Here is a 23285-nt window from a genome sequence, read left to right on the forward strand (position 1 = left end):
ATGCAATCGCGCACCAGCGGGGTTTTAAGCCCCGGCGGGGCGGAATCCGTCAGTTGACGGACAGGCCTTTGTAGCCCCGGGTTTTAACCCGGGGGTAATGAGCGCAGCGAATAAAAGCGGCGCAATTAAATCGTTTACTAGAAATTGGGCGCTGTATGCGCCGCAAGTAATGTGGTGTTGTTTGTTCATCACGAGATGCAATGTCGCGGCAGCGGGGTCTAAAACCTTAATACTTTCCTATCAGCAAGAGAAACGCAAAGCGTACCAAATGAATCTGCCGTTTGATACGGGAAGGCTGTTTGATCAGGCGGTAGGTCCATTCCATGTTATTTTTTACCCACCATTCGGGGGCACGTTCCACATTGCCTATGTACACATCAAAGCTACCTCCCAGGCCTTGATAAATAGCAGGGTGATGTTGCTGCATTTCCTGCATGATTAATTCCTGTTTGGGTGAGCCCATGGCTACGAAAACAACATCGGGTTTTTGCTCGGCAATTGTTCGAATTAATTCAGCTTGTTCTTCTGGTGTTTTGATGTAGCCGTTACGATAACCCAAAATATTGATACCCGGGTATTCCTGCTGAAGCTTTTTCACTGTTGCCCGAATAACCTCTTCTTTGGAACCAACTAAGTAGAAGCTTTTTGATTGATAAAACTCTTTTACAATATCCAGCCACAATTCGCAGCCCGGGATTTTGACAACTTCTTTAAACCCTTTTTTCTTTAAGGCCCAAACAGCACCAATGCCATCCGCATAGCCAATATTCTGATTGATCAAGGAACGTGTTTGTTCGTTGGCGTGCAATATCTTTTCTGCATTTATTGCAATCAAGCTTTTCTTTTGTGTGGAAACGTAACGGATTAATTCTTTTCGGGATGAAAATGAATAAACATTAACGCCGTTGATGGTGGTGTTATCCATTGGAAGTGGTATTTAATAAATAGTACGACATGGCATAGAACATAAAAGCATTGCTCCAACGCATGTAAGGAATCTTTGAACTAATTCCTTTCTTTAACTGATAATAAAAGTATCCTTTCTTATCCTGCATGTTTTTAATTGTCCAATTCATCACCGTATGGGCCAGCTGTTTATTTTCGTCGAATTTGTGCAGGCGGTTTAGCGTTACAAAAAGCTGGGCAGGACAATGTATATCTATCGGATATGTGCTGTTATGATAATATTTAGGTGTTCCGTCTTTCCTGAAAAAGTTTTTGATATAATATTCAAACCCCTTTTCAATATTTTCTGAAAAAGAACGATCTCCTGTGCTCTCCTGGTAAGTTTGCAGCGCATCCAAATTGTATCCGGTATGAAAGCTGTCGATCCAATTCTGCACGGGTAATTCACCGTACACCCACGAACCATCCTTTTCCTGTGCATTACAACAAGCAATAATACTTTCTTTAGCCAGTTCTTTGTGCTGTTCTTTTTTGCTGTATTTATAACATAAACTCAGCAACTTACTACCCAGCAACGAAGCATTGTAAACCGTATTATTACCTTCCCGAGGTGAGTATGAAAATAGAAATCCCTCCTTTTTCGGTGTCCGGTTTAAATCGTTGATAACAAAGTTAACTGCCGACAATGCGGTCTCCAAATACGTTTCGTTTTTTGTTATTTCGTAAGCTTCAAAAAGAGCGGAAGCACAAAAACAAGTGGCAACAACTGTTGGCGTATTTTTGGGAAAAAGAAACAAGCGCCGTGCCTGCCAGTCGAAATTGTACCCCCAGCAAGCGCCCGAGTAAGTTTTGCTTTGCAGTTGTATGAGCAATTCCGCCAGATGATCAATGGTCGTTCGTATCTCTTGTTGTGTTCCAAAACCGGTGGATTGAGAAGATGCTTGTGCTTTGAATAAATTACAATAGCCTGTTAAAAATAAGCCGATGCCTTTGGCATTGTATTCTTTGGGCACCAACAACAGTTTTCTTAAATTAATGGGGGAGCGTTTAAAACCCTGTATCCAGGCTAAACGAGCCAAATCCCAATGCTTTAATGGCGTAGCCTGGAATACCCGGGAGTTGAGGCCATCGTAGGGGTCCCACCCGGCGAAGTTTTGGGATTCTATATATGACTTTAATGCAAGAAATGAATTGAGTGTTTTAGCATCCATGGATAAGTAGTTGTTTATAATCTGCATCAATCCGGGCTACAGCTTTTGATGCTAAAAAATATTCTGTTGCAAATTTGTGATTAAATCTGCCTATTGAGTTTCGCAACGCTTCGTCATTAATTAGTTTTTTGATTGAATTTTTGAATGCTTCAATGTCATTTTTATCATGAATGAAACCCATTTTTGAGTTTTCAAAAAAGTCGGGTATGGCACCTACCTTACTACAAACCACTGGCAACCCAAATGCCATTGCCTCCAAAACCGAAGTTGGCATCCCTTCGTAGTAGGATGGAAAAATGTATATATCAGCTTCATTAAACGCTTCTACCTTTTTTGCGCCGGATACGTGTCCAAGAAAAAATATCTTATTCTGTAAATTCTTTGGAACTTGCATTTTTATATTCTCTAACTCAGGACCACTACCTGCTATTGTGAAGGTAATATTATGATCATCAGCTAAGCTTGAAAATACATCTAATGCTAAATAAATTCCTTTATTCTTCGAAATTGTTGAAAGAAACAAGATGTTTACCGTTGATTTTGAATTAGACGATAATTTGAAATCTTTTAATAAATTATCGTCAACAAAGGTATTACCCACGTTTGAACTATTTTTATAGCCTTTTGAAATAAAAAGGCTTTGAAAGTGAGAAGACAGAAACGTGATATGATTTGCCCTAAAAATGGTTTTTTGTATAAATCTAAGTTTTGGCGGTTCAAGTAAGAACTCGTTGTCCGGATTCCACCCATGCCAATGGAGATATACTTTTTTGTTGAAAAACTTTGCGATAACACACATAATGCCATCTCGTTTAATGGAGTTAGATCCAAGCGATGGGCCCAGATGAACTATATTTGCTTTGGATACAATTACAATTGCTGTAAATCGAAAAATGTTAAGGATTAACGCGAAGAACTTTGTGACCTTATTTTGTTTTTTCCCTGCTCCCCATAGGTTAAATGAAATAATTTTGAGAGAACTGTAATGCAGTAGCATTTTATTAAATTCGGTAACACCACCGGGAATATTTAGATTGGGTGTTATTAACAATATTTTAAGCATTTTAATAGCGTTGCTTTCTCAATACAAATTGTTTATAAACGAACATCAAATATTCCACCCATTTCTTTTTATAGAATACCCACTCTCCATTGTATTGAATTTTTCTTCCCCGCGAGGCATTTTTAAATACATAAACAGAGTCTGTAGAATGGTTACTTGGAGGAATTCGGCCAAAGTCATAGGTTTTATAGTTACTTTTTGATAAAGTCTCAAAAATATCATTGTATAATAAATATGATGCATTATTGTTCCTTGAGCTTGTACTATTTGCTCTTAGAATGGAATAACAATATTTATTGGTTGAATAAAATATTTGAGAAGAAACAATTTTATTGTTTCTATCTTGGGCAATGAATAGGCTTATGGAATGGCTATTTATTAGACTAAAAATCTCTTTATTTTTAAACGAATAGCTTAGTTCTTTATTTCTTTTTGTTTCATTAAAAATATCACAAAAAATTTGAGCGTCATGAGAAGTTGGATTTTTGACTTCATTTATTGTGATATTTAGACTTTTAGCTTGTTTGACATTTCGCTTCCAATTCGAATCATAATTAAATTGTTGAGTTAAGTCCATTTCTATTGAAAGAGGGCACTTGGAAAATCCCAAAGGTCTCAGAAAACCAGCTCGTCGTAATCCAACTTCGTATTCGACATCGTATTCAGAAATTGAATCAATTTCAAATCCAATATAATTGTATTCTATCATCGATAAAAACCGTTTACGGATAGTTCTTTCCGTAAGATTTGGCTTCAACAAAGGAGTATCAACAAGTAAAATATGTTTTGAAAAGAAAGGGAGTTTCTTTTTTCTTCCCCAAAATGCAATTTGCGTATCATTCTCATCATCAACAAAAAAAACGATGGATTCGCCTTTCGCTTGCGAATAATTATACCAGGCTTCGGATTGTGTAAAGGGTATCCGTTCAAATTTTGATTGTATTTCAAAAAAAAGTTTTGCGTCTTGTATTTCAATCATGACAGTTCTTTTTCAAATAAGAAGGTTTTGTTGAGTATTTTGTAAAAAGTAACTTTTTTTGATGCAGTGAAGCCTGACTTTAGTTGCGTTTTATATGCCGGAATATTTTCAGTCAGAACGATTGCGACTGCTCTCTTCAGTTGTTTTTCTTTCATCTTAAACAAGCGGTAGAGGTTCATTTTTGAATGATACCCCATGCCTCTGTGTTCAGAATGGCAATAAGCATCTTGCAATAGACCTTCATTCTGGCTGAAAGGTGTTGTTTTATTTATAACGGTGGGATATTGCAATTTTTCAGCATTTACCCAGCATGAATAGGCAAGGGTATTATTTTTCACAATTCCATAAGCCCAATATTTCCCCGTTTTGAAACGTTGTTGAATCAGTTCCATTTTTTTATTCGTAAAAATCTGTGGGTCACCTTTTAAAAAATCCTCGTATTTCAGTTCCTGCACATCAGAATAGTCGTATCGCATCATTTTGCCGGAAAGTTCTGCTTCGTTGATATGATAAACCATATACCAAAACGATTCGTATTGAATGCCAATACGTCGTAGCATTGCTTTAACAGCCCGCTTTAAGCTGTTTTTAATTCCGTATTGTTTTATTTTGGCTTTTATGCTCATTTTTTTGCGTTGCGTAAAAGTTTTAAAAGTACCATATCAATAGTATCAGAAGCATTTATCCCGATGCGTTTTAACCGCACTTTTGAGCAATTCTCAAATTTATTAAAGCCATTTTTTGTAGTGTATGCATATTTAATTTTGTTGTTTTTAAGTATATCAAGTGTTGTTTCATTGTACAAGCCATTTGGAAAAGCAAAATGCTCAGTTTTGATTTGCAGGTTTTCTTTAATCTTGTTTATGGAGGGTTTAATTTCATTTCGCTGTTCATTTTCATCCAGTGAATCCAAAATTCTATGATTAGCAGTATGTGCTCCAATTACAAAACCATTATCGGACAATTGTTTAACTTCCTCCCAGCTCATTATCAAACGCTTTGGTGTCTCATGAAAAAGTGTTTCAATTTTATTTTTAAAAGCAATATCAACCGGAAAGCCAAGGTTCATTTTTTTTAGTTGATGTTCCGCTTCGTTTGCATTCATTTTACCTTTAACAACCAGGTAACGCACCTTGTCGTGCCACAACCAGTTATTACTGCCAATAAAATTGGTTGTAATAAAAAACACAGCCGCTGCTTTATATTTTTCCAATATGGGTAAGGCAATATCGTAATTGTCTTTGTAGCCATCATCAAAGGTGATGAGCACATTGATGCCTTTGGCGCATTTGCCAGCAAAAAAATCCTCGGGGTAACAAAAATTAAAATGCTTCTTATAAAAACGCATTTGCTTTTCGAAATTATCGGCATAACCGGTTTCCTGTATATTCCCGCGTTTGATTTTGTAGTTGTTGTATTTTGAGAAATTATGGTAGTTGAGAATTAACAATGATTCACGTTTTGAAAAGAATAATTTTAATAAAAATATGCTGCCTGAATAAAAAAGCAGTATAGACAATAACGTTTTGATGTAGTAAAATAAAATACTGCGCTTCATGAATAGTTTTATTTATGAATTGTATATTTCGTTATATTTTGAAACATAGTTTTCAGCAATATTTTCAATACCGAATAAACTAATCCCAGCATCAGACCAATACGCTCTTTTACTAAAATCAATATTTTTTAATTTTTCATAGGTTATTTCTTCGGGCTGTTTAATAATAGTTCCAGCATTAGTATTGATTATGTGCTTTTGAGCAATATCTACAGAACCATTATGGATTACAAATAAACCCATAGAAGCAAACTCGCTAAACTTTGAGGGAGATGCCACTTCATTCATAAAATCATTTTCACGCCATAAAATTGCAATATCTGCAGCAGACAAATATTTGGGCATCTCTTGAAACGGTACTATTTTATTAATTAAACCTTCAATTTTAACAGGATGCGGCGATAGGTTTACAACCTTAATTCCGATGTTTACCAGATGTTTAATAATTTCAAAATCTTTTTGCCATTTAGCTCCACCATTTGAAGAACAAATAGCAACCAAATCGCTATCGCGGAACCCATATTCTTTTCGTATGTTTTTTCGGGATAGTGGGTCGAATTTAAATTGTTGTCCGGAGATATTAGGATTAACCGTAATATATTTCTCAGGATAATTATATTTTGAAATAAATTCCTTTTTTATTGCAGGAGAAACCACAGATAAATGAATATAAGGTTGCTTGAAAAGATGCTTGTATTCGAATTTTATTAATTTCATTTTGAAATAAGACCGAACATAAGCGGTATTAGATAATCTCTTTTTATATGTTAATCCTGCAGTACCGATTCCACGAACGTCAATAAGAATATTTAATGGCCATTTTTTTATTCCAAATATTATTTTGACAAAGAAACCAAACATATCACTCCTAATATGCAGGAAGTATGATTTTTTATCCTTTATAATTCTATTCAGTGATTTATATAAAGAGATGATTGTAAATATTGAAGGTAAAAAGTATATCGGATAATATTTAAACCATATATATTTTATAGGATATGGTTGTAATTTTTTTTCTATTGCAATTTTTTCCTTTTTATTTTTATACCCTTGCAATAAAATTACCTCTGGAAAAGTGTTGTTCGAATTATAATAATTTAGAAGCTCTAATACCTGAGCTTCAAGAACAGAAGGATTTCCAACGCATAAATATATTAGGCAGTTAATTTTTTTCATCGATGATGTATTATTATGTTAGTTGATTCTTTTGAATAAAGGATTACATTGAATTGCAAATAGGGCAGAAAACAAGGCAATATTTTCAGTTAAATCACTGCTAATCAACGCACGAATAAAAAAGGCTATAATTATTAGCATGTAAAATGATTTATTTTGTGTAAAATATGTAATGCTAAATTTTTTTAGCATTACATAAGACATTACCGTAAAAGTTAATAATATGAACCCAATAATTCCAAATTCACATAAAATCTCCAGAATTATATTATGTGGATAATTCCGTAATCCTGTGCTAGAGTACCCGCCTAATCCCTTTCCGAAGATTGGATACTGTTTAATAATACTAAAAGCATCCGCAAAATCCCGGTTAATTGCCTTTTCAATTCCTTGATTAAAAGTCAAAGAATTCTGCATTTCAGTGGTTTTAATAAGCTGAAGCAGAACAATCGCAAATAAAAAGAAAAGTGATAATCTTAATGTTTTTGTTATGGTTGGTTTGTTCGATGATAAAAACATCTTGGCACCAATAAGTATTGTTGTACCCAAAATGGCTTGTCTTGCCTGTGACAAAAGAATTATATACAGGAAAAGAATAAATAAAATAATATTAGTTTTTGTTACGACTGATTTATTATTGCCATAAATTAGAAATGCAATCCCCATCATACTTGTTAAACCAAGGTGGTGGTATGAAATTGAGATACTGTTATCGTCATGCATGTTGAGAACAGCAGTTTGGCGAAAAAACGAAAAATCAAAAACAGATGTTGGGTGTGGGAAACGCGCATACTGAAATGCCATTGCTAGGTACAACAAACAAATTATTGCTAAAATTTCTGCAACATTTCGATTGCTAAAATTTCTGCTTGTGATCAGTAAAAAAGCAATTAACGAAACGCTTCCTTTAAATGTTATTGTAATTAACTTAGCTATGCTATAACTATGTACTGGTCCATATAAAAATGCAAATAGGCAAATTACAATTACGATTATAAAGTATATAATGGAATAACTATTCGAACGGACTAAAGAATATATTTCTTTTCTAATAAAAAGTATTCCAAGCAATAATGTTACGATTGCACCAGGAATAGGGAATTGTACAAATTTAAAAAAAGCTCCAATTGAGTGATTTGCATAAAGGAGTAATACAATTGCAGCGGAAATATTATTTGACTTACCTAATTTATAAATTAGATATAATATAACAGGCAAAGGACCAATGATTCCAGAGAGAACACTAGTTAATAGCGCAATAAAAATAAAATCAAATGAATAATTCTTCTGAGAATCGGATAATTGAATATTAAGAACACTCATGTTTTTTTTCATTTAAATATTGAAGAGTATTGCGGTATTCTTTTTTTAAATCATTATTCTCCTTGATCTTGCTTAAGCGGAACTTAATAGATAATATCTTATTTTTAATATATTTAATAGAAGTAATATTGAATTTATTACATACATAAATTCGCGAATGAATAATCTTTTTGTCTTTTGTAAAATTGTATTCTCTATTACCCATAAGATGTATATACTTCATCTTGTTGTCATACCTTATCTTATTCTTGCAATTTTTACTTAATAAGCCAAACTTTATGTCGACCTCTTCACCATACATAAATATATTTTCATCAAATCCTCCAATGTTTTCAAATGATTCTTTTCGAAGAAAAAAACAAGCACCCGAAATGTGCATTAACTTTTGGTTGTACAAATCAAGCTTAAAGGCGATTTTTGATATTAATAGCTCTGTGTAGTAATTTATTTTGACAGAATCAAATCCAAACGCTCTAACTTTTTTGTAAGGTGATGCCCATTGACTCATCCCCAGCATAACTACGTTTTCTTTTGAAAAATGAGCTATGGCTTTTTGAAAGATTGGAATAAACAACCTGACATCTGGATTCATAATCATTATTATAGGTGCACTCGCAATTTTTATTCCCACATTATTACCTTGACCATATCCCCCGTTAATCTTGTTTTTTACAAGTATGATGTTTTCCCCAAATTGATCCTTTATCCGATCGAATATATTGTCAACATCATCGCTAGAATTGTCAACGACAATTATCTCTAGACTATTACCAATATCATTTTGTGCGATAATTGATGACAAACAATCAAAAATCAGCTTTTGAGAATTGTAAGTAACTATAATGATACTTATGAGCTTTTTCATTTTAAAGTTCTTATCGTTTTATCAAGAAAATCTTCAACTATTTGTTTTTGCATTTCGAATGATTTACGTAATTGATCATAGGAATTCAATTCTAAAGCTTTAATAGCATCATTTGTGAAATTATTAACATTAGAGATTTTTGACATCTCCTTTACTCCCCATGTTTCTATATATGCTTTAACTTTTAATATCTCAAGCCCGACATAGGGTATTCCATAACTCATTGATGTAATTACTCCATGTAGACTTGTCCCTATATATAAGCAGCTGTTAGAAATTAGGTACATAATGTCCCAAATATTCACATTCTCGTCAAAAATTAAATGATTAAATTCTAGTTGGTTACTTAATTTAGTTAATACCAGATGATTGTCATGGCCTAAAGCAATGCCAATAGGACACAAAACAATTTCTTTACCTGTTTTTTCATGAATTATTCTTAATTGATCAGCTATTATGTCTATTTTATCGTTCCCTATGCTTTTACTTATTTGAAAAAATATATAAGACTTGTTCGTTATATTTTCGTTTTTGACTTGATTCGAAATTTTACTTTTTAGAAAGGTATTATTGAAATGTTTAGAAATTAAAATTGCAATGTCTGGAACTAAAAGAGATTTTATATTATTCTTTTTTAAAACCAGATTTGTTTTTTTATCTCTAACAGCCAAATAATCCACACTGTTATAATTTCTTATTATTTTAGGGAATTTTTTTAGTAGATCATTGTTTAAAGCTGTTCCTCCAAGTGAATTATATACTAAGTAATTTAAATTTTTTATTTCATGCTTTCCAACAGCTAGTGGAATATATGTTTTTCCACCTAGAAGTATTCTTCCAATGAAATTCTGAAGTCTATACTTAGCTGAATATCCAAAAATACGCCTTATGATTACAAATATTACATTTAAATGTCTGAATTGCTTGATAAGGTATGAGGCGAGTATACCCCAGTTAACAAATAAACTTTCACCCCCAGCAACAACCAATGTGTTTTTATTATTTGATTTAAGCCTATTTAGACCTTTAAAATCTTCTGTTTTAAATCCACCTATTTTTGTAAGATCTGATTTGGTCGTTGAAAGAATTTCGATAGAATCGAAATGAGTTACTAGTTCTTTCGTTATAAGTATCGGGAATAAAATATCACCGTAATTGTATCGATCATAGGGACCAATTAAATATAAAATTCTCTTCATGAATAAACTTTGGCATTTTTTAGTAAATAACTAAACTACCCAAGGCAGAGCCTGTATGGGTTCTTTAGTTTAAATGAAATATTTTGTCTTTTATGAATAGTATAGATTTAATTATATATTTTCTCTCGTTTTTTAATAGACTAATAGAGTAAATTACAATGCAAGATGAAACAAACCCCATTAAAACAACGATAAAGAATCGGGAGATGCCATAACTTAATTTTATGAAAACAAAACAAGGAAGAATATAAGCAATAACAGCAGTTATGGATATACGAATCAAAACATCAGACACAAATTGCTTTAAAGATAAACCTATCATCTTTTTCAACATAAATAAACGAAGAAATAGATTTATAATAGAAATTATAATTGCAATAATAAAAACGGATTGAGCGGAATAGCCTAGCATTAAAAAGAAATATGAAACAGGTAAGTTTAATAACATTACACCTCCAATTAATGCTTGGTACTGTTTTATTTTCCCTGTGGCTTGGGCAGCTGTAATTAATGGGTACGATAAAGAATCAATTAACGTATTAATAAGAATTAATCTGCTAAATAAAATGACATATTCAGGAGTTTCTTTTAGCCAAAGATTAAATACAAAATTGGTTTCAAGTATGACCGGCATTGTAACAATAAAGAGTAATAGGAAAGATAGTTTAGAGCTTAAAAAAACTAACTTAAACATTTTTCCCTTTTCTCCTTCTGCATAATATTTTATTATTTGAGGTTTTGTCGCTGTCATAAAGTTTTGTACAAATTGGTTGAGTGCACTATTTACCTGAAAAGCAATACCACGTGCCGCATTTACTGCCGGACCGAAAAACATATTTAAAACAATATTAACTCCTTGCCCTTTGAATATACCGGCAATAGCTCCAAATAAGTTCCAAAAGGAAAAGCTTAAAATCTCTTTAAAAAGAGATATATTCCAATAAAATGTAAATTTTGTTTCTTCGAATTTTCGTCGCGAATAAATTATATATACCAATGCAACTATTAATGTTACAACGAACATTAAAGCAGCATATAATTTTAATTTATCGAAAGAAAATAGTAATAGAAGATAAACAATTAACAGTTTTAATATTACTTCAACAATACTAACATAAGCATATACATCCATTTTTTCATTAGCTATAATTATAGCATTATAAGGAGTGCGAAACATGGTTACAATAAAAGAAAAGATAGAAAACTGATATACCCAATTCGCAGCACTTATTCGTTCTGAGGGTATAGTCAGTTTGTGGTTTAAAAACCATAAACCTACTGTTTCTGCTAAGAAAAGAACAATTGCTCCAAATATTGCATAAATGAGTAATGTAATACTAAAGATCCTTTTTAATTGAGTATAGTCTTTGCGTCCTAATTCAAAAGAGAAAAAACGTTGAGATGCTCCAGACATCGTGGCACTTAAAAAAGAAAACATAGTTACAATACCACCAACTACATTGTAAAGTCCATAATCTACCGTTCCCAATGTGTCTAAGACCACCCGTACTGTAAATAAAGATACCCCCATCATTAGAAGCATCCTAAAATACAGCATCATGGTATTTTTTGCTATTCGTCTATTATTTCGAGATGACATATGTCGGTTGTTGATTTAGATACCTTAGTTCTATATCTAATAATGCTACCACTATTTTCTCACATCCTTTCCATCCCTACAGGGAAATCACGAATAAGCACGAATTACTTTTTCAATTCTTCTACAATCCGCTTACAAGCCATCCCATCCCCATAAGGATTATTCGCTTTCGACATGGCCTCGTATGCCTTTGGCTCGCTGATTAATGCAGATACTTCACGAATAATCACTTCTTTATCGGTTCCGACCAGTTTTACGGTTCCGGCTTGAACGGCTTCGGGGCGTTCGGTGGTGTCGCGCATGACCAGTACGGGTTTGCCGAGGCCGGGCGCTTCTTCCTGGATGCCGCCCGAGTCGGTGAGTACCAGGTAGGCTTTGGACATCAGGTGAACAAAGGGAAGATAGTCGAGGGGCTCGATGAAGTAGGTGTTCTCAAGATAGCCGGAGTGTGAGTCAAGAGGTTGCTTCGTCGCTCCTTCGTCGCTCCTCGCAATGACGTGGTTGCCGAATACGTTTGAGATGGCGTTGCGGACATTGGGGTTGAGGTGCATGGGGTAGACGAAGTCGACATCAGGGTGTTGTTCTGCCAGTTCTTTGATGGCTTCGCACATATTGATAAAACCTTGTCCGAAATTTTCACGTCGGTGGCCGGTGATCAAAACAAGCTTTCGGGGTGTGCGGAGAGGCAGCGTCGCTTCGCTCGCTGAGTTCTGCATATCGGCATGAGGTCGCTTCGTCGCTCCTTCATCGCTTCTCGCGAGGTCGTGCCATGAATTTAATTTATCTAAAGGAAGTCCAACGTCAACAAGTGCTTTTGTTATTGTTTCGTTGATGTTGTGGTCGGTTTTCATTTTGTTGATGACCCAGTAAAGCGCATCGATCACGGTGTTGCCGGTGATGTGAATTTTGTCTTCACTTACTCCTTCATTCAGCAGGTTTTGCTTGCTGAGTGGTGTGGGGGAGAAGTGATAGCTCGCCAAACGACTGGTGAGTTGTCGGTTCATCTCCTCTGGCCAGGGGCTGTAGATGTTATGTGTCCGTAATCCTGCCTCGATATGGCCTACCGGTATTTGTTGGTAGAAAGCAGCCAGTGCAGCCGTTGTTGAAGTAGCTGTATCGCCATGAACCAGTACCAGGTCTGGCTGTGCTTCTTTTAATACATCGCGCATTCCTAGTAATACCCGGGAGGTTACATCATAGAGATCCTGACCGGCTTTCATAATGTTCAAGTCGTATTGTGGCTTGATCTCAAATAACTGCAACACCTGGTCGAGCATTTCGCGGTGTTGCCCGGTAACACACACCAGGGTTTCAAATTGCTCAGGATGCTTCTCAAATTCTTTGACGAGTGGCGCCATTTTTATGGCTTCAGGGCGCGTGCCGAAGACCAGAAGGACGCGTTTTTTTGTTATTGTATTTGTCATTTTATTAATTGTTTTTTGCTGAGGTAATGAGTTCCCTTCGTCGCTGCGCTCCTCGGGAAGTCGTACTATAAACGTTGTTAGGTGTAGGGACTTTCCTATTTCTTAACTTTATTTGTAGTAAGGTTCCGCGAGGGAGGCACGACCGAAGCGGTCTCACCCCCCAGCACCTTACAATGTTTCAAAGAGGTCTTTCCATTCAGGATTCATCTCTTCGATGAGTTTTATCTTTTTAGCTCTGGAGCCTGCCTTGATTTGCTTCTCTCTTTCTCTAGCGTCTATAATACTATCGAATTTCTGGAACCAAACGAGTTTGTCGGCATGGTATCGTGCTGTAAAAGCGTTAGGGTATTTTTTATCCTTGTGGCTCTTGATGCGTTCTTTTAGCTCACTTGTTACTCCGGTATAGAGAACTTTGTTGTGTTTATTTGTTGTTATGTAGGTCCAGGCAGTCATAAGTAGTCCTCTGCTGAGGTAGTAAGGCTGCCGAGTGGCTTGTTTTAAAAGTTTCTCTGCTGGGGAATGGAGTTTGCCGCGGTCGTTCATGTCTCACTCCCTCGCAAAGTCGTGCACTAAACATTGTTTAGAATAGGGACTTTCCTACTTCTTAACCTGGTTTGGTTGCACGGATCCCTCGTGGTCTTATCGTTTGAAGACTCCGGCGAAGTCGAGGATTATTTTGTCGTTATTGTATTCCAGTGTTTTGAATTCATTATGAGCCACCAAAAAGGCGATAATGTCTGCTTTCTCGTAGGCTTCGCGGTAGTTGGTAAGTTTAAATACCGAATGTTCTTCGATATTGGGCTCAACCACCAGGAAGTTGTTTTGTTCGCTTTGCATTACCTTCTGGGCAATGTATTTGGCGGGACTTTCGCGCAGGTCATCTATGTTGGGTTTAAAGGCGAGACCCATAATGGCAGTCGTGGGTTTCCGTCCGTTTTTTAGCTCAAATTCCAGCATCGCTGTTTTTGTTTTTTCGGCACACCAGAAAGCCTTGTAATTATTTATCTCGCGTGCGGTATTGATAAGCCGTGATTCGCGCGGGTAATCCGAAACAATGAAATAAGGATCTACAGCGATACAATGACCTCCAACTCCGGCACCGGGTTGAAGGATGTTAACACGGGGGTGCTTGTTGGCCAGTTCAATGAGTTCCCAAACGTTGATTCCTGCCTTATCGCAGATAAACGACAATTCGTTGGCAAAAGCGATCTGAGCGTCACGCGAGGAATTTTCGGTGAGCTTGCACATTTCGGCAGTTCGCGCGTTGGTACTGTGTAATTCACCTTGTACGAAGGTGCGGTAAAACGCTTTGGCTTTTTCGGTGGAAGCATTGTCGATTCCTCCAATCACCCTGTCGTTATGCACCAATTCATACAACACATTTCCGGGTAATACGCGCTCGGGGCAATATGCAATGTATATTTTGTATTTTAACTCCGGGCGTTTCTGAAAAATCAGATCTGCCATTTTTTCGGTGGTCCCTACGGGGGATGTGGACTCGATGATATAAGTATCACCTTCCTTCAAAAAAGGTAACACCGCCATGGTGGCACTTTCTACGAAGGAAATATCGGGTTCATGGTTTCCTTTGAAAGGAGTGGGGACGACCACCAAATGAACGTCAGCTTCGACCGGTGTTGTTGAGGCTTTGAAGAAACCCTTTTCAACCCCTTCTTTGACGACTTCTTCCAAGCCTGGTTCGATGATGTGAATTTTCCCTTGATTAATGGTTTCAGCCACTTTGGGGTTAACATCCACACCGTGTACATGGATTCCTTTTTGTGCAACGACTGCTGCTGTTGGCAATCCGATATAGCCTAAGCCAATAAATTGTACTTGCATTATTTATGGTTTATTTTTTTGACTTGATTTTTGAGTATTCTGTTGTAATGCCTGAGTATTTGCTAAGCGCAGAGCTCGTAGCTTGAAGCTTGCGGCTTGTGGCTGTTAATGCGTGTTTTAATATCCAATAATCAATGACCAATGACTGAAGGACTGAGGGATTGAAGGATTGGATTCTCGATACTGGATGCTTGATACTCGATTCTTGATACTCGATTCTTGATACTCGTGGCTCGCAGCTAGTGGCTTGAAGCTGTTAATGCGAAAATGCTTGAATATCCAATGACCAATGACTAATGACTGAAGGACTGATGGATTGATGGATTGGATACTTGATACTCGTGGCTGGCAGCTAGTGGCTTGAAGCTGTTAATGCGAAAATGCTTGAATATCCAATGACCAATGACTAATGACTGAAGGACTGATGGATTGATGGATTGGATACTTGATACTCGTGGCTGGCAGCTGTTGTTCTGTCATTATTGATAGTGCGAAAAGCATGAAATGATTACTACTGAATTTTGGGTTATTTTGTATATAAGCCGATGTTCGCGGTCGATTCTTCTGCTCCAATACCCTTTAAACTGATGTTTTAAGGCTTCGGGTTTACCTAATCCGCTAAATGGCTGGCGAAGAATATCGCGTATTAAATCTCCTATTCGAAGCGCAACACGGCGGTCGGTTTCAATCCATTTCTGATATTCGGCAAATGCTTCGGGTACAAATTCAATCGTTTTCATACCAGGTCGTCTTCTTTTAAAGAAATGACCTTCTTTTTTGTTTCATATCTTTCAATTCTTTCCTGCAGTTCGCGGGCATATTCCGGATTACTCAGGATGTATTCGGTGGAATCGGCGCATCGTATATTTATTTCAACGGTTTTGTGAGGAAATAACTTCTTTATGCCTTCAATAAATTCCGGAGTAATTGAATCGGTATTTATTTTTATTGTTGTTTCCATCTTTATGATTTTATGCTGTTTAAAACAAAGATACTAAAGTTTTTGTTGGCAGGGATTACTGTGTTGCCGTGTTGCTGTGTAGCTGTGTTAATGTTCGATGATTTTGTATTTGATACTGAATTCTCGATACTTGATTCTCGATACTGGATGCTTGATACTCTGTACTCACTACGCACTATTTGTTTTTTTGCTCTCTGTTCCATGCTCTTTACTCTTCGCTCTTTGCGTTGTGCTTTCTGCCTGTTTATGCGCTAAGCGGCTGTGATCCGCTAAGCGCAAAGCTTGTGGCTTGATGCTTGATTCCCCAATGCTTGTCTGCTGACGGATCGGGATTAATTTCAAGAAACTGCCGTTTAAGGGAACTTACTGTATATTTTACTTCGTGGTGCAAATGCTGCGAAAATTATTGTATCATTTTCAAAAAAGAAACCTATCCGGTATTTTCCTTTTCGGTAACGATACGCAGTAGGGTGGCCTTTTAGTTTTTTGACGTTAGGTATTTCATCGAGGGTATCGGCTTGTTCAAATTGTTGAATACACTGAAAGACAATTTTAGCCAGTGCATGATCTTTACTTCGAGCCAGGTCTTTTTCAAAACCGCTGAGAAAGCTAATCCTCATTTTTATAGTCTGTTTTCTGCTCGTTAAGAATATTTTGGATCGTGCTTAAAACTTTTTCTTTAGCAACATATCCGGTTTTTTTGTTTGCTTCCATATCTGCCAGTAACTGAGCGTCGATGACGTCGCTGGTGGTATTGATCTCGAGGCCCAGTCGTTGTGCCAGTTCTACGAAAAAAAGAAATTCTTTTTTATCTCTCGGATGTATGATGATGGAATCCATGATTTATTCTTTTTACAAATATACGAAAATGACCTTTATGCCGGATACTTGATCTTTGATGCTGGATTCTCGTTATTTGATACTCGCAGCTCGCGGCTCACTACTCTGTACTAATTACTCATTACTTTTTTTTTGCTCTTTGCTCCATGCTCTTTGCGTTGTGCTTTCTGCCTGTTTATGCGCTAAGCGGCTGTGATCCGCTAAGCGCAGAGCTCGTGGCTCGTGGCTTTCTTCTAAAAACTCCAGATGTAAGGGATCAGCAGTACGCTGAGGATAAAGACCATTACCTGCAGCGGGAGGCCAATCCGGACAAAGTCGTTGGCGGAATAGTGGCCAATGGATTTGATGATCAGGTTGGCACGGTAACCACGGGCTGTCATAAAGCTGGAGGCTCCGGCAATGGCAATGGCCACAAAAAAGGGTTTCGGGTCTACGTTCAACATCTGGGCAGCAACAATAGCCACCGGGAACACCAGTGCCACGGCTGCATTGTTGGATATTATTTCTGTAAAAACAGTTGTAAACAGGTAGAGTAGGGCGAGTACCCCCCAGGGGCCGAGCGAGCGTACGGTTTCGATGAACTCGCGTGCCAGCGCCTGCGCAATACCGGTATTTTGTATGGCAGCGCTCACGGCAAAAGCCGATGCAATGGCGATAAGCAGGTCCCAGGTAATGTTTTTGGTATAGTTCTGTGCGGGCAATATCCGGGTCCAGACAAGCAGCATGGCAGCTACTGCTACCATTACAAAAATGTTGAGCCGAACGCCAAAGCCCCAGCTTACCATCTCGTTGATAAGGATACCGGCCACCATGGTGAGCAGAATGAAGAGCGCGATCCAACGTTTGCGGCTGGTTTTTTCAACAGGCATGTCCTGCATGTAATTGACCAGGTAGAACATGGAACGGCTGCCCCAGTTTTTCTCAAAATGGTCGGTGGCGAGCAATACCAGGTTGTCGCCCACTCTTAATTCGAGCTTGTTGAGGTTGGCGGTAATGCGTTCTCCGTTTCGGTGCACGGCCAGCACTGCTGCGTTAAAGTGTTCAAAAAAGTTGAACTCAGTCAGTGTCATCCCCAGCCCGGGGAAGCGCGGCGCCAGCACTACCTCGTAATTTTTTAGTTCGTTGGGGTCGGTGTCTTTCAGAAAGTCGACTCCTTTTAAGCGGATCTCCTTGTGGGTGAGGATGTAGTTCAAACGGTCGGAATTGCCGGTCAACAGCAACTCATCACCCGGAAGCAATGTTAGCTGTCCGTGTCCGGGGCGAATGATTTTTCCATCGCGTTCAACCGAGTAAACTTCCAGTCCGTTTAAACTGTTCAGCATGCCGTTGTTGATGGTTTCACCTATAAAATGACTGTCATCGTTAAGCAGAACGTTGTAATAATAGTCTTTTACGCCAGCTTTCTTTTTGGCTTTGGCAAGCACCCGTTGCCCGGGGAGCAGGCGGTTACCCAGCACCGACATGTAAATAAAACCAAAGGCGGCGATGATCAGCCCGAGTTTTGCCAGTTCAAAAAGATGAAAGCCCTTGTAGCCGTTTTCGATCATCAAACCGTGCACCACCAGGTTGGAAGAGGTGCCGATGAGTGTACACATACCCCCGAAAATAGCGGCATAGGCCAGCGGAATGAGCAGTTTCTTGTAGGGAATGTTCATCATTTTAGCCCATTTTAACAGGATGGGAGTGGTGTTAACCACAATGGGCAGGTTGTTTAAAAAGGCCGATAAAAAGGAAACCGGCACCATGATCCGGGGGAGCATAAAGGTCATCCTGCTTTTTTTGCGCGGAAGATAGGCCTGTGCCAGCCGTGTAATCAGCCCTGATTGTTTGATTCCTTCGTTTACCAGGAAAAGCACACCGATGGTGAGAACGCCGGGATTGGAAAATCCACGGATCATCTCCTGTGCCGATATGATTCCGGTGGCCAGAAATATAACGGCAGCACTAAAAAGAATCAGCCCCGGGCGCAGCCATTGAAAAAGGAATGCTGCCAGGATGTAGACGATTACAATTATTGCTATCAGGATGTCGATGTTCAAAGCTGGATTTTTAGTTTACAGTCTCAGTCTCAGTTTTCAGTTATTCGATTATGGATACTCGATACTGGATACTTGATGCTGGATTCTCGAAGCTTGCGGCTTGAAGCTAGTAGCTTGCAGCTAACTTACCCTTTCCCGATTCCCCTGTATTCAAAACCGGTCTTTTTCATTTCGGATGCGTCCAGAATGTTCCGGCCATCGAAAACAAAGGCTGGTTTTAACATGCGGGTATGTATTTTTTGCCAGTCGTAGGTTTTAAACTCGTCCCATTCAGTGAGAATGGCAATTGCATGTGCATTCTCCAATGCCTGGTAAGGCTCCTCGTGAATCGTGATCAGCGACTGAAGGACTGATGGATCGAAGGATTGAGTTGGATCCTGTGAATAAACATACTCCAGGTCCCTGAATATCTGTTCTTTTTTTACTTTGGGATCGTATATGTGGATCTCGGCCAGGTCGTCGAGCAATTCTTTGGCCACATAAATGGCCGCTGACTCGCGGGTATCGTTGGTGTCTTTTTTAAAAGCCCAGCCCAGGAAAGCAATTTTCTTTCCGGATACCGTGTTAAAAAGACTGTCGATGATCTGTTTGGCAAAGCGGTGTTTCTGGTAGTCGTTCATTTTCACCACCCCTTCCCAGTAATCGGCTACTTCGGGCAGGTTAAAATGCCGGCAGAGGTACACCAGGTTCAGAATGTCTTTTTGAAAGCAACTTCCGCCAAAGCCAACGGATGAGCGCAGAAATTTAGGTCCGATTCGAGTGTCGGCGCCTATGGCATGTGCAATCTCGTCGACATCGGCACCGGTTCTTTCGCACAAGGCCGAAATGGCATTGATGGACGAAATACGTTGTGCCAGGAATGCATTGGCGGTGAGCTTGGATAATTCGGAAGACCATAGCCGCGTGGTGATGATCTGCTCGCGTGGCACCCAATGTGCATAAATATCCACCAAGGCCTGGATGGCTGCGAGCCCGTCTTCGTCCTGATCTCCTCCGATAAGGATGCGATCGGGGTTGTGCAGGTCGGTGATAGCTGTTCCTTCGGCCAGAAATTCAGGGTTGGAAAGCACCTGGAATTTATTGCCGTTTCCTTCGGCCTCCAATATGGTTTTAATGGACTGTGCGGTACGAACGGGCAGGGTTGATTTCTCTACTACAATCTTTCCCTCGGGGGCGATGCGTGCTATTTGCCGGGCCGAAAGTTCCACGTATTTCAGATCGGCAGCCATGCCTTTTCCAACTCCGTAGGTTTTGGTGGGAGTGTTCACCGAGATGAAAATCATTTCAGCTTCGCGGATACAGGCTTCCACTTCGGTGGAAAAAAACAGGTTGCGGCCGCGTGCCTCTTTTACCACCTCCTTTAATCCCGGCTCGTAAATGGGAAGCTTGTCGAGATCGGTGTCGTTCCATTCGGCAATTCGCTGGGGATTAATGTCTACCACATTTACTTTTATTTCCGGGCACTTTTGGGCAATAACGGCCATGGTTGGCCCGCCAACGTATCCGGCGCCAATACAGGTGATGGTTTTTATGGTATGCTTCATCTGTTTATAAGTATTATCGTTCTTGTTTATTCGTATTTGCCGGATGAATTATCACCTCCGTTGGCTGATAAATGCCTCTTTGGGAAGTGTTCATCCGGTCCCGTTCTTGTTTCCAGCTGTAAAAATGCGAATTTATATGAATTCTTTCTATGAAAATTTATCATGTTGACAGCATGTATTCAATCTTCTTAAACGGGATGATCCTCCGGATAAAATCACGGGTGTTCTCTTTCTCCTTAAACATTAATCAGAATATCCTTTCCCGTATGCATGTTTGTAAGAATAGGAGTATCCATAGCTCAACCGGCTTATTTTTACATCGTTGATAATGAGTGCAGGATTGTTCATTCCCCCTTTGCCCGCGATTTCGTTGATAAATTTTAGCTGGTCTTTTTTGCTGACTTTATAGCGGAGTACAAATAAGTTGAGCTCCGAAGATTTACTGGTTATTAATCCATCAGTTACCCGCGATACCGGAGCATTATCAATAATGATATAGTCGAATTGGCTTTTTAATGTATCGAGTAATTTTTTAAAAGCTTCGCGCTCCAGCAATTCGGCCGGGTTGGGAGGGATGGGGCCGGAGGTAATTACACTCAGGTGTTCGATTTGAGATGGGCGAATGATCTCATTGATCTCGTTTTGACCTGTGAGATAAGTACTAAGCCCGCTCTTATTATTTAAATTGAAAATACGATGCAGTCTTGGTTTTCGCATGTCTGCACCAATCAGCACGGTTTTTTTATCGTTCATGGCCAGGATGCTGGCCAGGTTAATGGAGGTAAAGGTTTTTCCTTCGGATGGTTGTACGGAATGCAGTCCAATGATTTTTTGATTAGGACTTGTAAATTTATATTGCAGATTGGTACGAATGGTTCGGTACGATTCCGTAATTGCTGCTGCGGGGTCCTTGATTACCACCAGTTCTGAATTGTTTTTACTGTGAAAGACATTTCCTAAAATAGAAAGCGGGGTTAATTTTTCAACGTCTTCCTGAAGTTGGATGCTGTTGTCAAAGAAATCTTGAATCAGAATGATAAGTGCGGGGATCAATAATCCTAGGAAGGCCCCAATGAGCAGAATAAGCAGCGTGCTTTTGTTTATTGGAACCAAGCGTTCGTAACGGGCCGGATCAATAATGTGAATATCAACCACTGCTGCTGCCAGCGAGATTTCGAGTTCGGCCCGGCGTTGCAGCAGAAAGGTGTAGATCTCGTTGGTGAGGTCGTACTGCCGCTGAATGTTGATCAGTTGTTGTTCCTGTTCAGGCATGTTGTTGAGCTGCTTGTTGATGCGGTTATACCGGTCGTTAAGTGCTTTTACCGACACTTCGGTGTTTTGGACCAGGTTCACCAGTATCTCGCGCAACTGTACCGTGATCTGTTCAATTTCCTGGTTCATAAGAATTAGCGTAGGATTGTTTTGGCGTGCGCTAAACTCCATTATTTTCCGGCGGCTGTAGAGGTCGCTGAGCTTGATTACAAGCGAATTTAGGGAGGCATCTGTAATGCCTACCACCGATGGAGCGATTAGCTGGTCGGCACTTTGAATATTGCCCAGGTAGCGCTGAAGACTTTTGAAATATTCCAGCTGCATTTGCAACTGCGATTTTTCTTTTTCGATTTCCTTGAGCTGCTCCATGATCAGGCTTCCCTGGCTGCTCAGGTCGATGATCTGGTTTCTTGAACGGAATTCGGTAAAGGTATTTTCTGCCTTGTTCAGATCGCTTGAGATACCCGACAACTGACTGTCGATAAAGTCAAGTGAACGCTTTTGCGTTTGGGTTTTCAGTTCCAGCTTTTGTTCCAGGTATACCCGTACTAGCTCATTCAGGTAATGAATATCGCGCAGGGGTTCTGTACTCTCCAGGCTTAGTTTGATTACTTCGCTGTCTTTACTGAAATTGGCATTTACTTTCTTTAAGTAGGAAAGTGTAAGCTTGTTTTTATCGATAAAACTGAATTTATATTCCTTCCCGATCAGGTTCTCCGGATTTTCCTTTGGGTGCAGGGTAAATCCAAAATATTCATTTTTGAAAGGCTTGTTGTAGTCGGCAACTTCATTGAACTTAATTTTCACCGGTTGGTTTTCAATAAGCAATTCATCGTCAGCTTCGACACGAAACTGAGTTGATGACAGGGGAGTAATAAATATCGAAACACCTTCGGGATTCAATGCTCCTTCTGCCTTATTCAGCATATAAGGATCGTTCAGGTAAATGCCATTCCATACAAACACGTTTTTTTGTTGCCAAAACGTTTGCCAGTTAAGATTGTTGATGGCTTGATTGGTCAATGTATAAGAATGAAGAAACTCAATTTCATTCTGAAGCATAACTTTATTGGTACCCCCCATCATGCTTTCCATGAACATGTTTTGCACATCCAGCCCTTTTTGTTCGTTGGTAACCAGCAAGCTGGTGTCGACCTGGAATTTTTTAGGTGTATATTTTACATAGAAATAAGCACCGGCTAAGCCTAAAAAAAGGCAAATGGCCAGCCAGTACCATTTTCCCAATACAAGAAAAATCAATCGTTTTATGTCAATCTCGTCCTCCTGAATGGAAGTCAGTGATTGGGTGTTTAAAGTGTTATCTGACATATGGTTTTGTTTTTATTAGAAGATGTGGTACCCATTTAATTTTTGTAGGGCTTCCTGTCATTATCGATTTATCGATTCAAAACAAGTGTTTTTTGTTCGAATATCAACCTTGTTGGATATGAATCATGTTTTGGATAAAAAAAACATTTTTACT

The 23285-nt window shown here is 38.7% G+C and carries 21 protein-coding genes; all 21 read right to left on the bottom strand.

Annotated features, from left to right (window positions below):
* Window positions 1–226: 226 nt before the first annotated feature.
* Window positions 227–925, bottom strand: a complete 699-nt coding sequence (locus tag D1614_RS13555; RefSeq protein WP_119438491.1) for a WecB/TagA/CpsF family glycosyltransferase — start codon at window positions 923–925, stop codon at window positions 227–229.
* A complete protein-coding gene (locus D1614_RS13560; protein WP_206610022.1) occupies window positions 918–2147 on the bottom strand; it encodes a hypothetical protein in 1230 nt (409 codons plus the stop codon). The genes D1614_RS13555 and D1614_RS13560 overlap by 8 nt, the downstream gene beginning before the upstream one ends.
* A complete protein-coding gene (locus tag D1614_RS13565) occupies window positions 2107–3180 on the bottom strand; it encodes a glycosyltransferase family 4 protein (protein WP_119438492.1) in 1074 nt (357 codons plus the stop codon). Before D1614_RS13565 ends, D1614_RS13560 begins: the two co-directional genes overlap by 41 nt.
* Before the next feature lies 1 nt (window position 3181).
* The gene (locus D1614_RS13570; RefSeq protein WP_119438493.1) at window positions 3182–4159 is read right to left on the bottom strand and encodes a GNAT family N-acetyltransferase; all 978 of its coding nucleotides are present in this window, start codon (window positions 4157–4159) and stop codon (window positions 3182–3184) included.
* On the bottom strand, window positions 4156–4614 hold the full coding sequence (locus D1614_RS13575; RefSeq protein ID WP_162304501.1) for a hypothetical protein: 459 nt from the start codon (window positions 4612–4614) through the stop codon (window positions 4156–4158). The genes D1614_RS13570 and D1614_RS13575 overlap by 4 nt, the downstream gene beginning before the upstream one ends.
* A 167-nt stretch (window positions 4615–4781) precedes the next feature.
* Entirely contained in the window at window positions 4782–5717 is a 936-nt protein-coding gene (locus D1614_RS13580) for a polysaccharide deacetylase family protein (protein WP_119438495.1), read from the bottom strand.
* Between the two features lie 12 nt (window positions 5718–5729).
* Entirely contained in the window at window positions 5730–6893 is a 1164-nt protein-coding gene (locus D1614_RS13585) for a glycosyltransferase family protein (RefSeq protein WP_119438496.1), read from the bottom strand.
* Window positions 6894–6911: 18 nt separating this feature from the next.
* Window positions 6912–8216, bottom strand: coding sequence for an O-antigen ligase family protein (locus D1614_RS13590; protein WP_147384217.1), 1305 nt, complete (start codon window positions 8214–8216; stop codon window positions 6912–6914).
* Complete coding sequence (locus D1614_RS13595) at window positions 8203–9081, bottom strand: glycosyltransferase (protein WP_119438498.1); 879 nt, start codon at window positions 9079–9081, stop codon at window positions 8203–8205. Before D1614_RS13595 ends, D1614_RS13590 begins: the two co-directional genes overlap by 14 nt.
* Window positions 9078–10280 (bottom strand): polysaccharide pyruvyl transferase family protein, encoded by a 1203-nt coding sequence (locus tag D1614_RS13600; protein ID WP_119438499.1) that lies wholly within the window; start codon window positions 10278–10280, stop codon window positions 9078–9080. Before D1614_RS13600 ends, D1614_RS13595 begins: the two co-directional genes overlap by 4 nt.
* 64 nt (window positions 10281–10344) lie before the next feature.
* Window positions 10345–11841, bottom strand: a complete 1497-nt coding sequence (locus D1614_RS13605; RefSeq protein ID WP_175579282.1) for a lipopolysaccharide biosynthesis protein — start codon at window positions 11839–11841, stop codon at window positions 10345–10347.
* Window positions 11842–11984: 143 nt separating this feature from the next.
* Entirely contained in the window at window positions 11985–13304 is a 1320-nt protein-coding gene (gene wecB / locus D1614_RS13610; RefSeq protein WP_119438501.1) for a non-hydrolyzing UDP-N-acetylglucosamine 2-epimerase, read from the bottom strand.
* Between the two features lie 168 nt (window positions 13305–13472).
* On the bottom strand, window positions 13473–13847 hold the full coding sequence (locus D1614_RS13615; RefSeq protein WP_206610023.1) for a GIY-YIG nuclease family protein: 375 nt from the start codon (window positions 13845–13847) through the stop codon (window positions 13473–13475).
* Between the two features lie 96 nt (window positions 13848–13943).
* Window positions 13944–15146, bottom strand: a complete 1203-nt coding sequence (gene wecC / locus D1614_RS13620; RefSeq protein ID WP_119438502.1) for a UDP-N-acetyl-D-mannosamine dehydrogenase — start codon at window positions 15144–15146, stop codon at window positions 13944–13946.
* A 479-nt stretch (window positions 15147–15625) separates the two neighbouring features.
* The gene (locus D1614_RS13625; protein ID WP_119438503.1) at window positions 15626–15886 is read right to left on the bottom strand and encodes a Txe/YoeB family addiction module toxin; all 261 of its coding nucleotides are present in this window, start codon (window positions 15884–15886) and stop codon (window positions 15626–15628) included.
* A complete protein-coding gene (locus D1614_RS13630; RefSeq protein WP_119438504.1) occupies window positions 15883–16107 on the bottom strand; it encodes a hypothetical protein in 225 nt (74 codons plus the stop codon). The genes D1614_RS13625 and D1614_RS13630 overlap by 4 nt, the downstream gene beginning before the upstream one ends.
* A 353-nt stretch (window positions 16108–16460) precedes the next feature.
* Window positions 16461–16727, bottom strand: a complete 267-nt coding sequence (locus D1614_RS13635; RefSeq protein WP_119438505.1) for a type II toxin-antitoxin system RelE family toxin — start codon at window positions 16725–16727, stop codon at window positions 16461–16463.
* Window positions 16717–16947, bottom strand: a complete 231-nt coding sequence (locus tag D1614_RS13640; protein ID WP_119438506.1) for a hypothetical protein — start codon at window positions 16945–16947, stop codon at window positions 16717–16719. The genes D1614_RS13635 and D1614_RS13640 overlap by 11 nt, the downstream gene beginning before the upstream one ends.
* Before the next feature lie 233 nt (window positions 16948–17180).
* Window positions 17181–18986 (bottom strand): SLC13 family permease, encoded by a 1806-nt coding sequence (locus D1614_RS13645; RefSeq protein ID WP_119438507.1) that lies wholly within the window; start codon window positions 18984–18986, stop codon window positions 17181–17183.
* Window positions 18987–19111: 125 nt separating this feature from the next.
* Complete coding sequence (locus tag D1614_RS13650) at window positions 19112–20530, bottom strand: UDP-glucose 6-dehydrogenase (protein WP_119438508.1); 1419 nt, start codon at window positions 20528–20530, stop codon at window positions 19112–19114.
* A gap of 243 nt (window positions 20531–20773) precedes the next feature.
* Entirely contained in the window at window positions 20774–23131 is a 2358-nt protein-coding gene (locus tag D1614_RS13655) for a GumC family protein (protein ID WP_119438509.1), read from the bottom strand.
* Window positions 23132–23285 lie beyond the last annotated feature (154 nt).

This window comes from Maribellus luteus (genome assembly GCF_003576475.1).
GTDB classification, from domain to species: Bacteria; Bacteroidota; Bacteroidia; order Bacteroidales; family Prolixibacteraceae; genus Draconibacterium; species Draconibacterium luteum.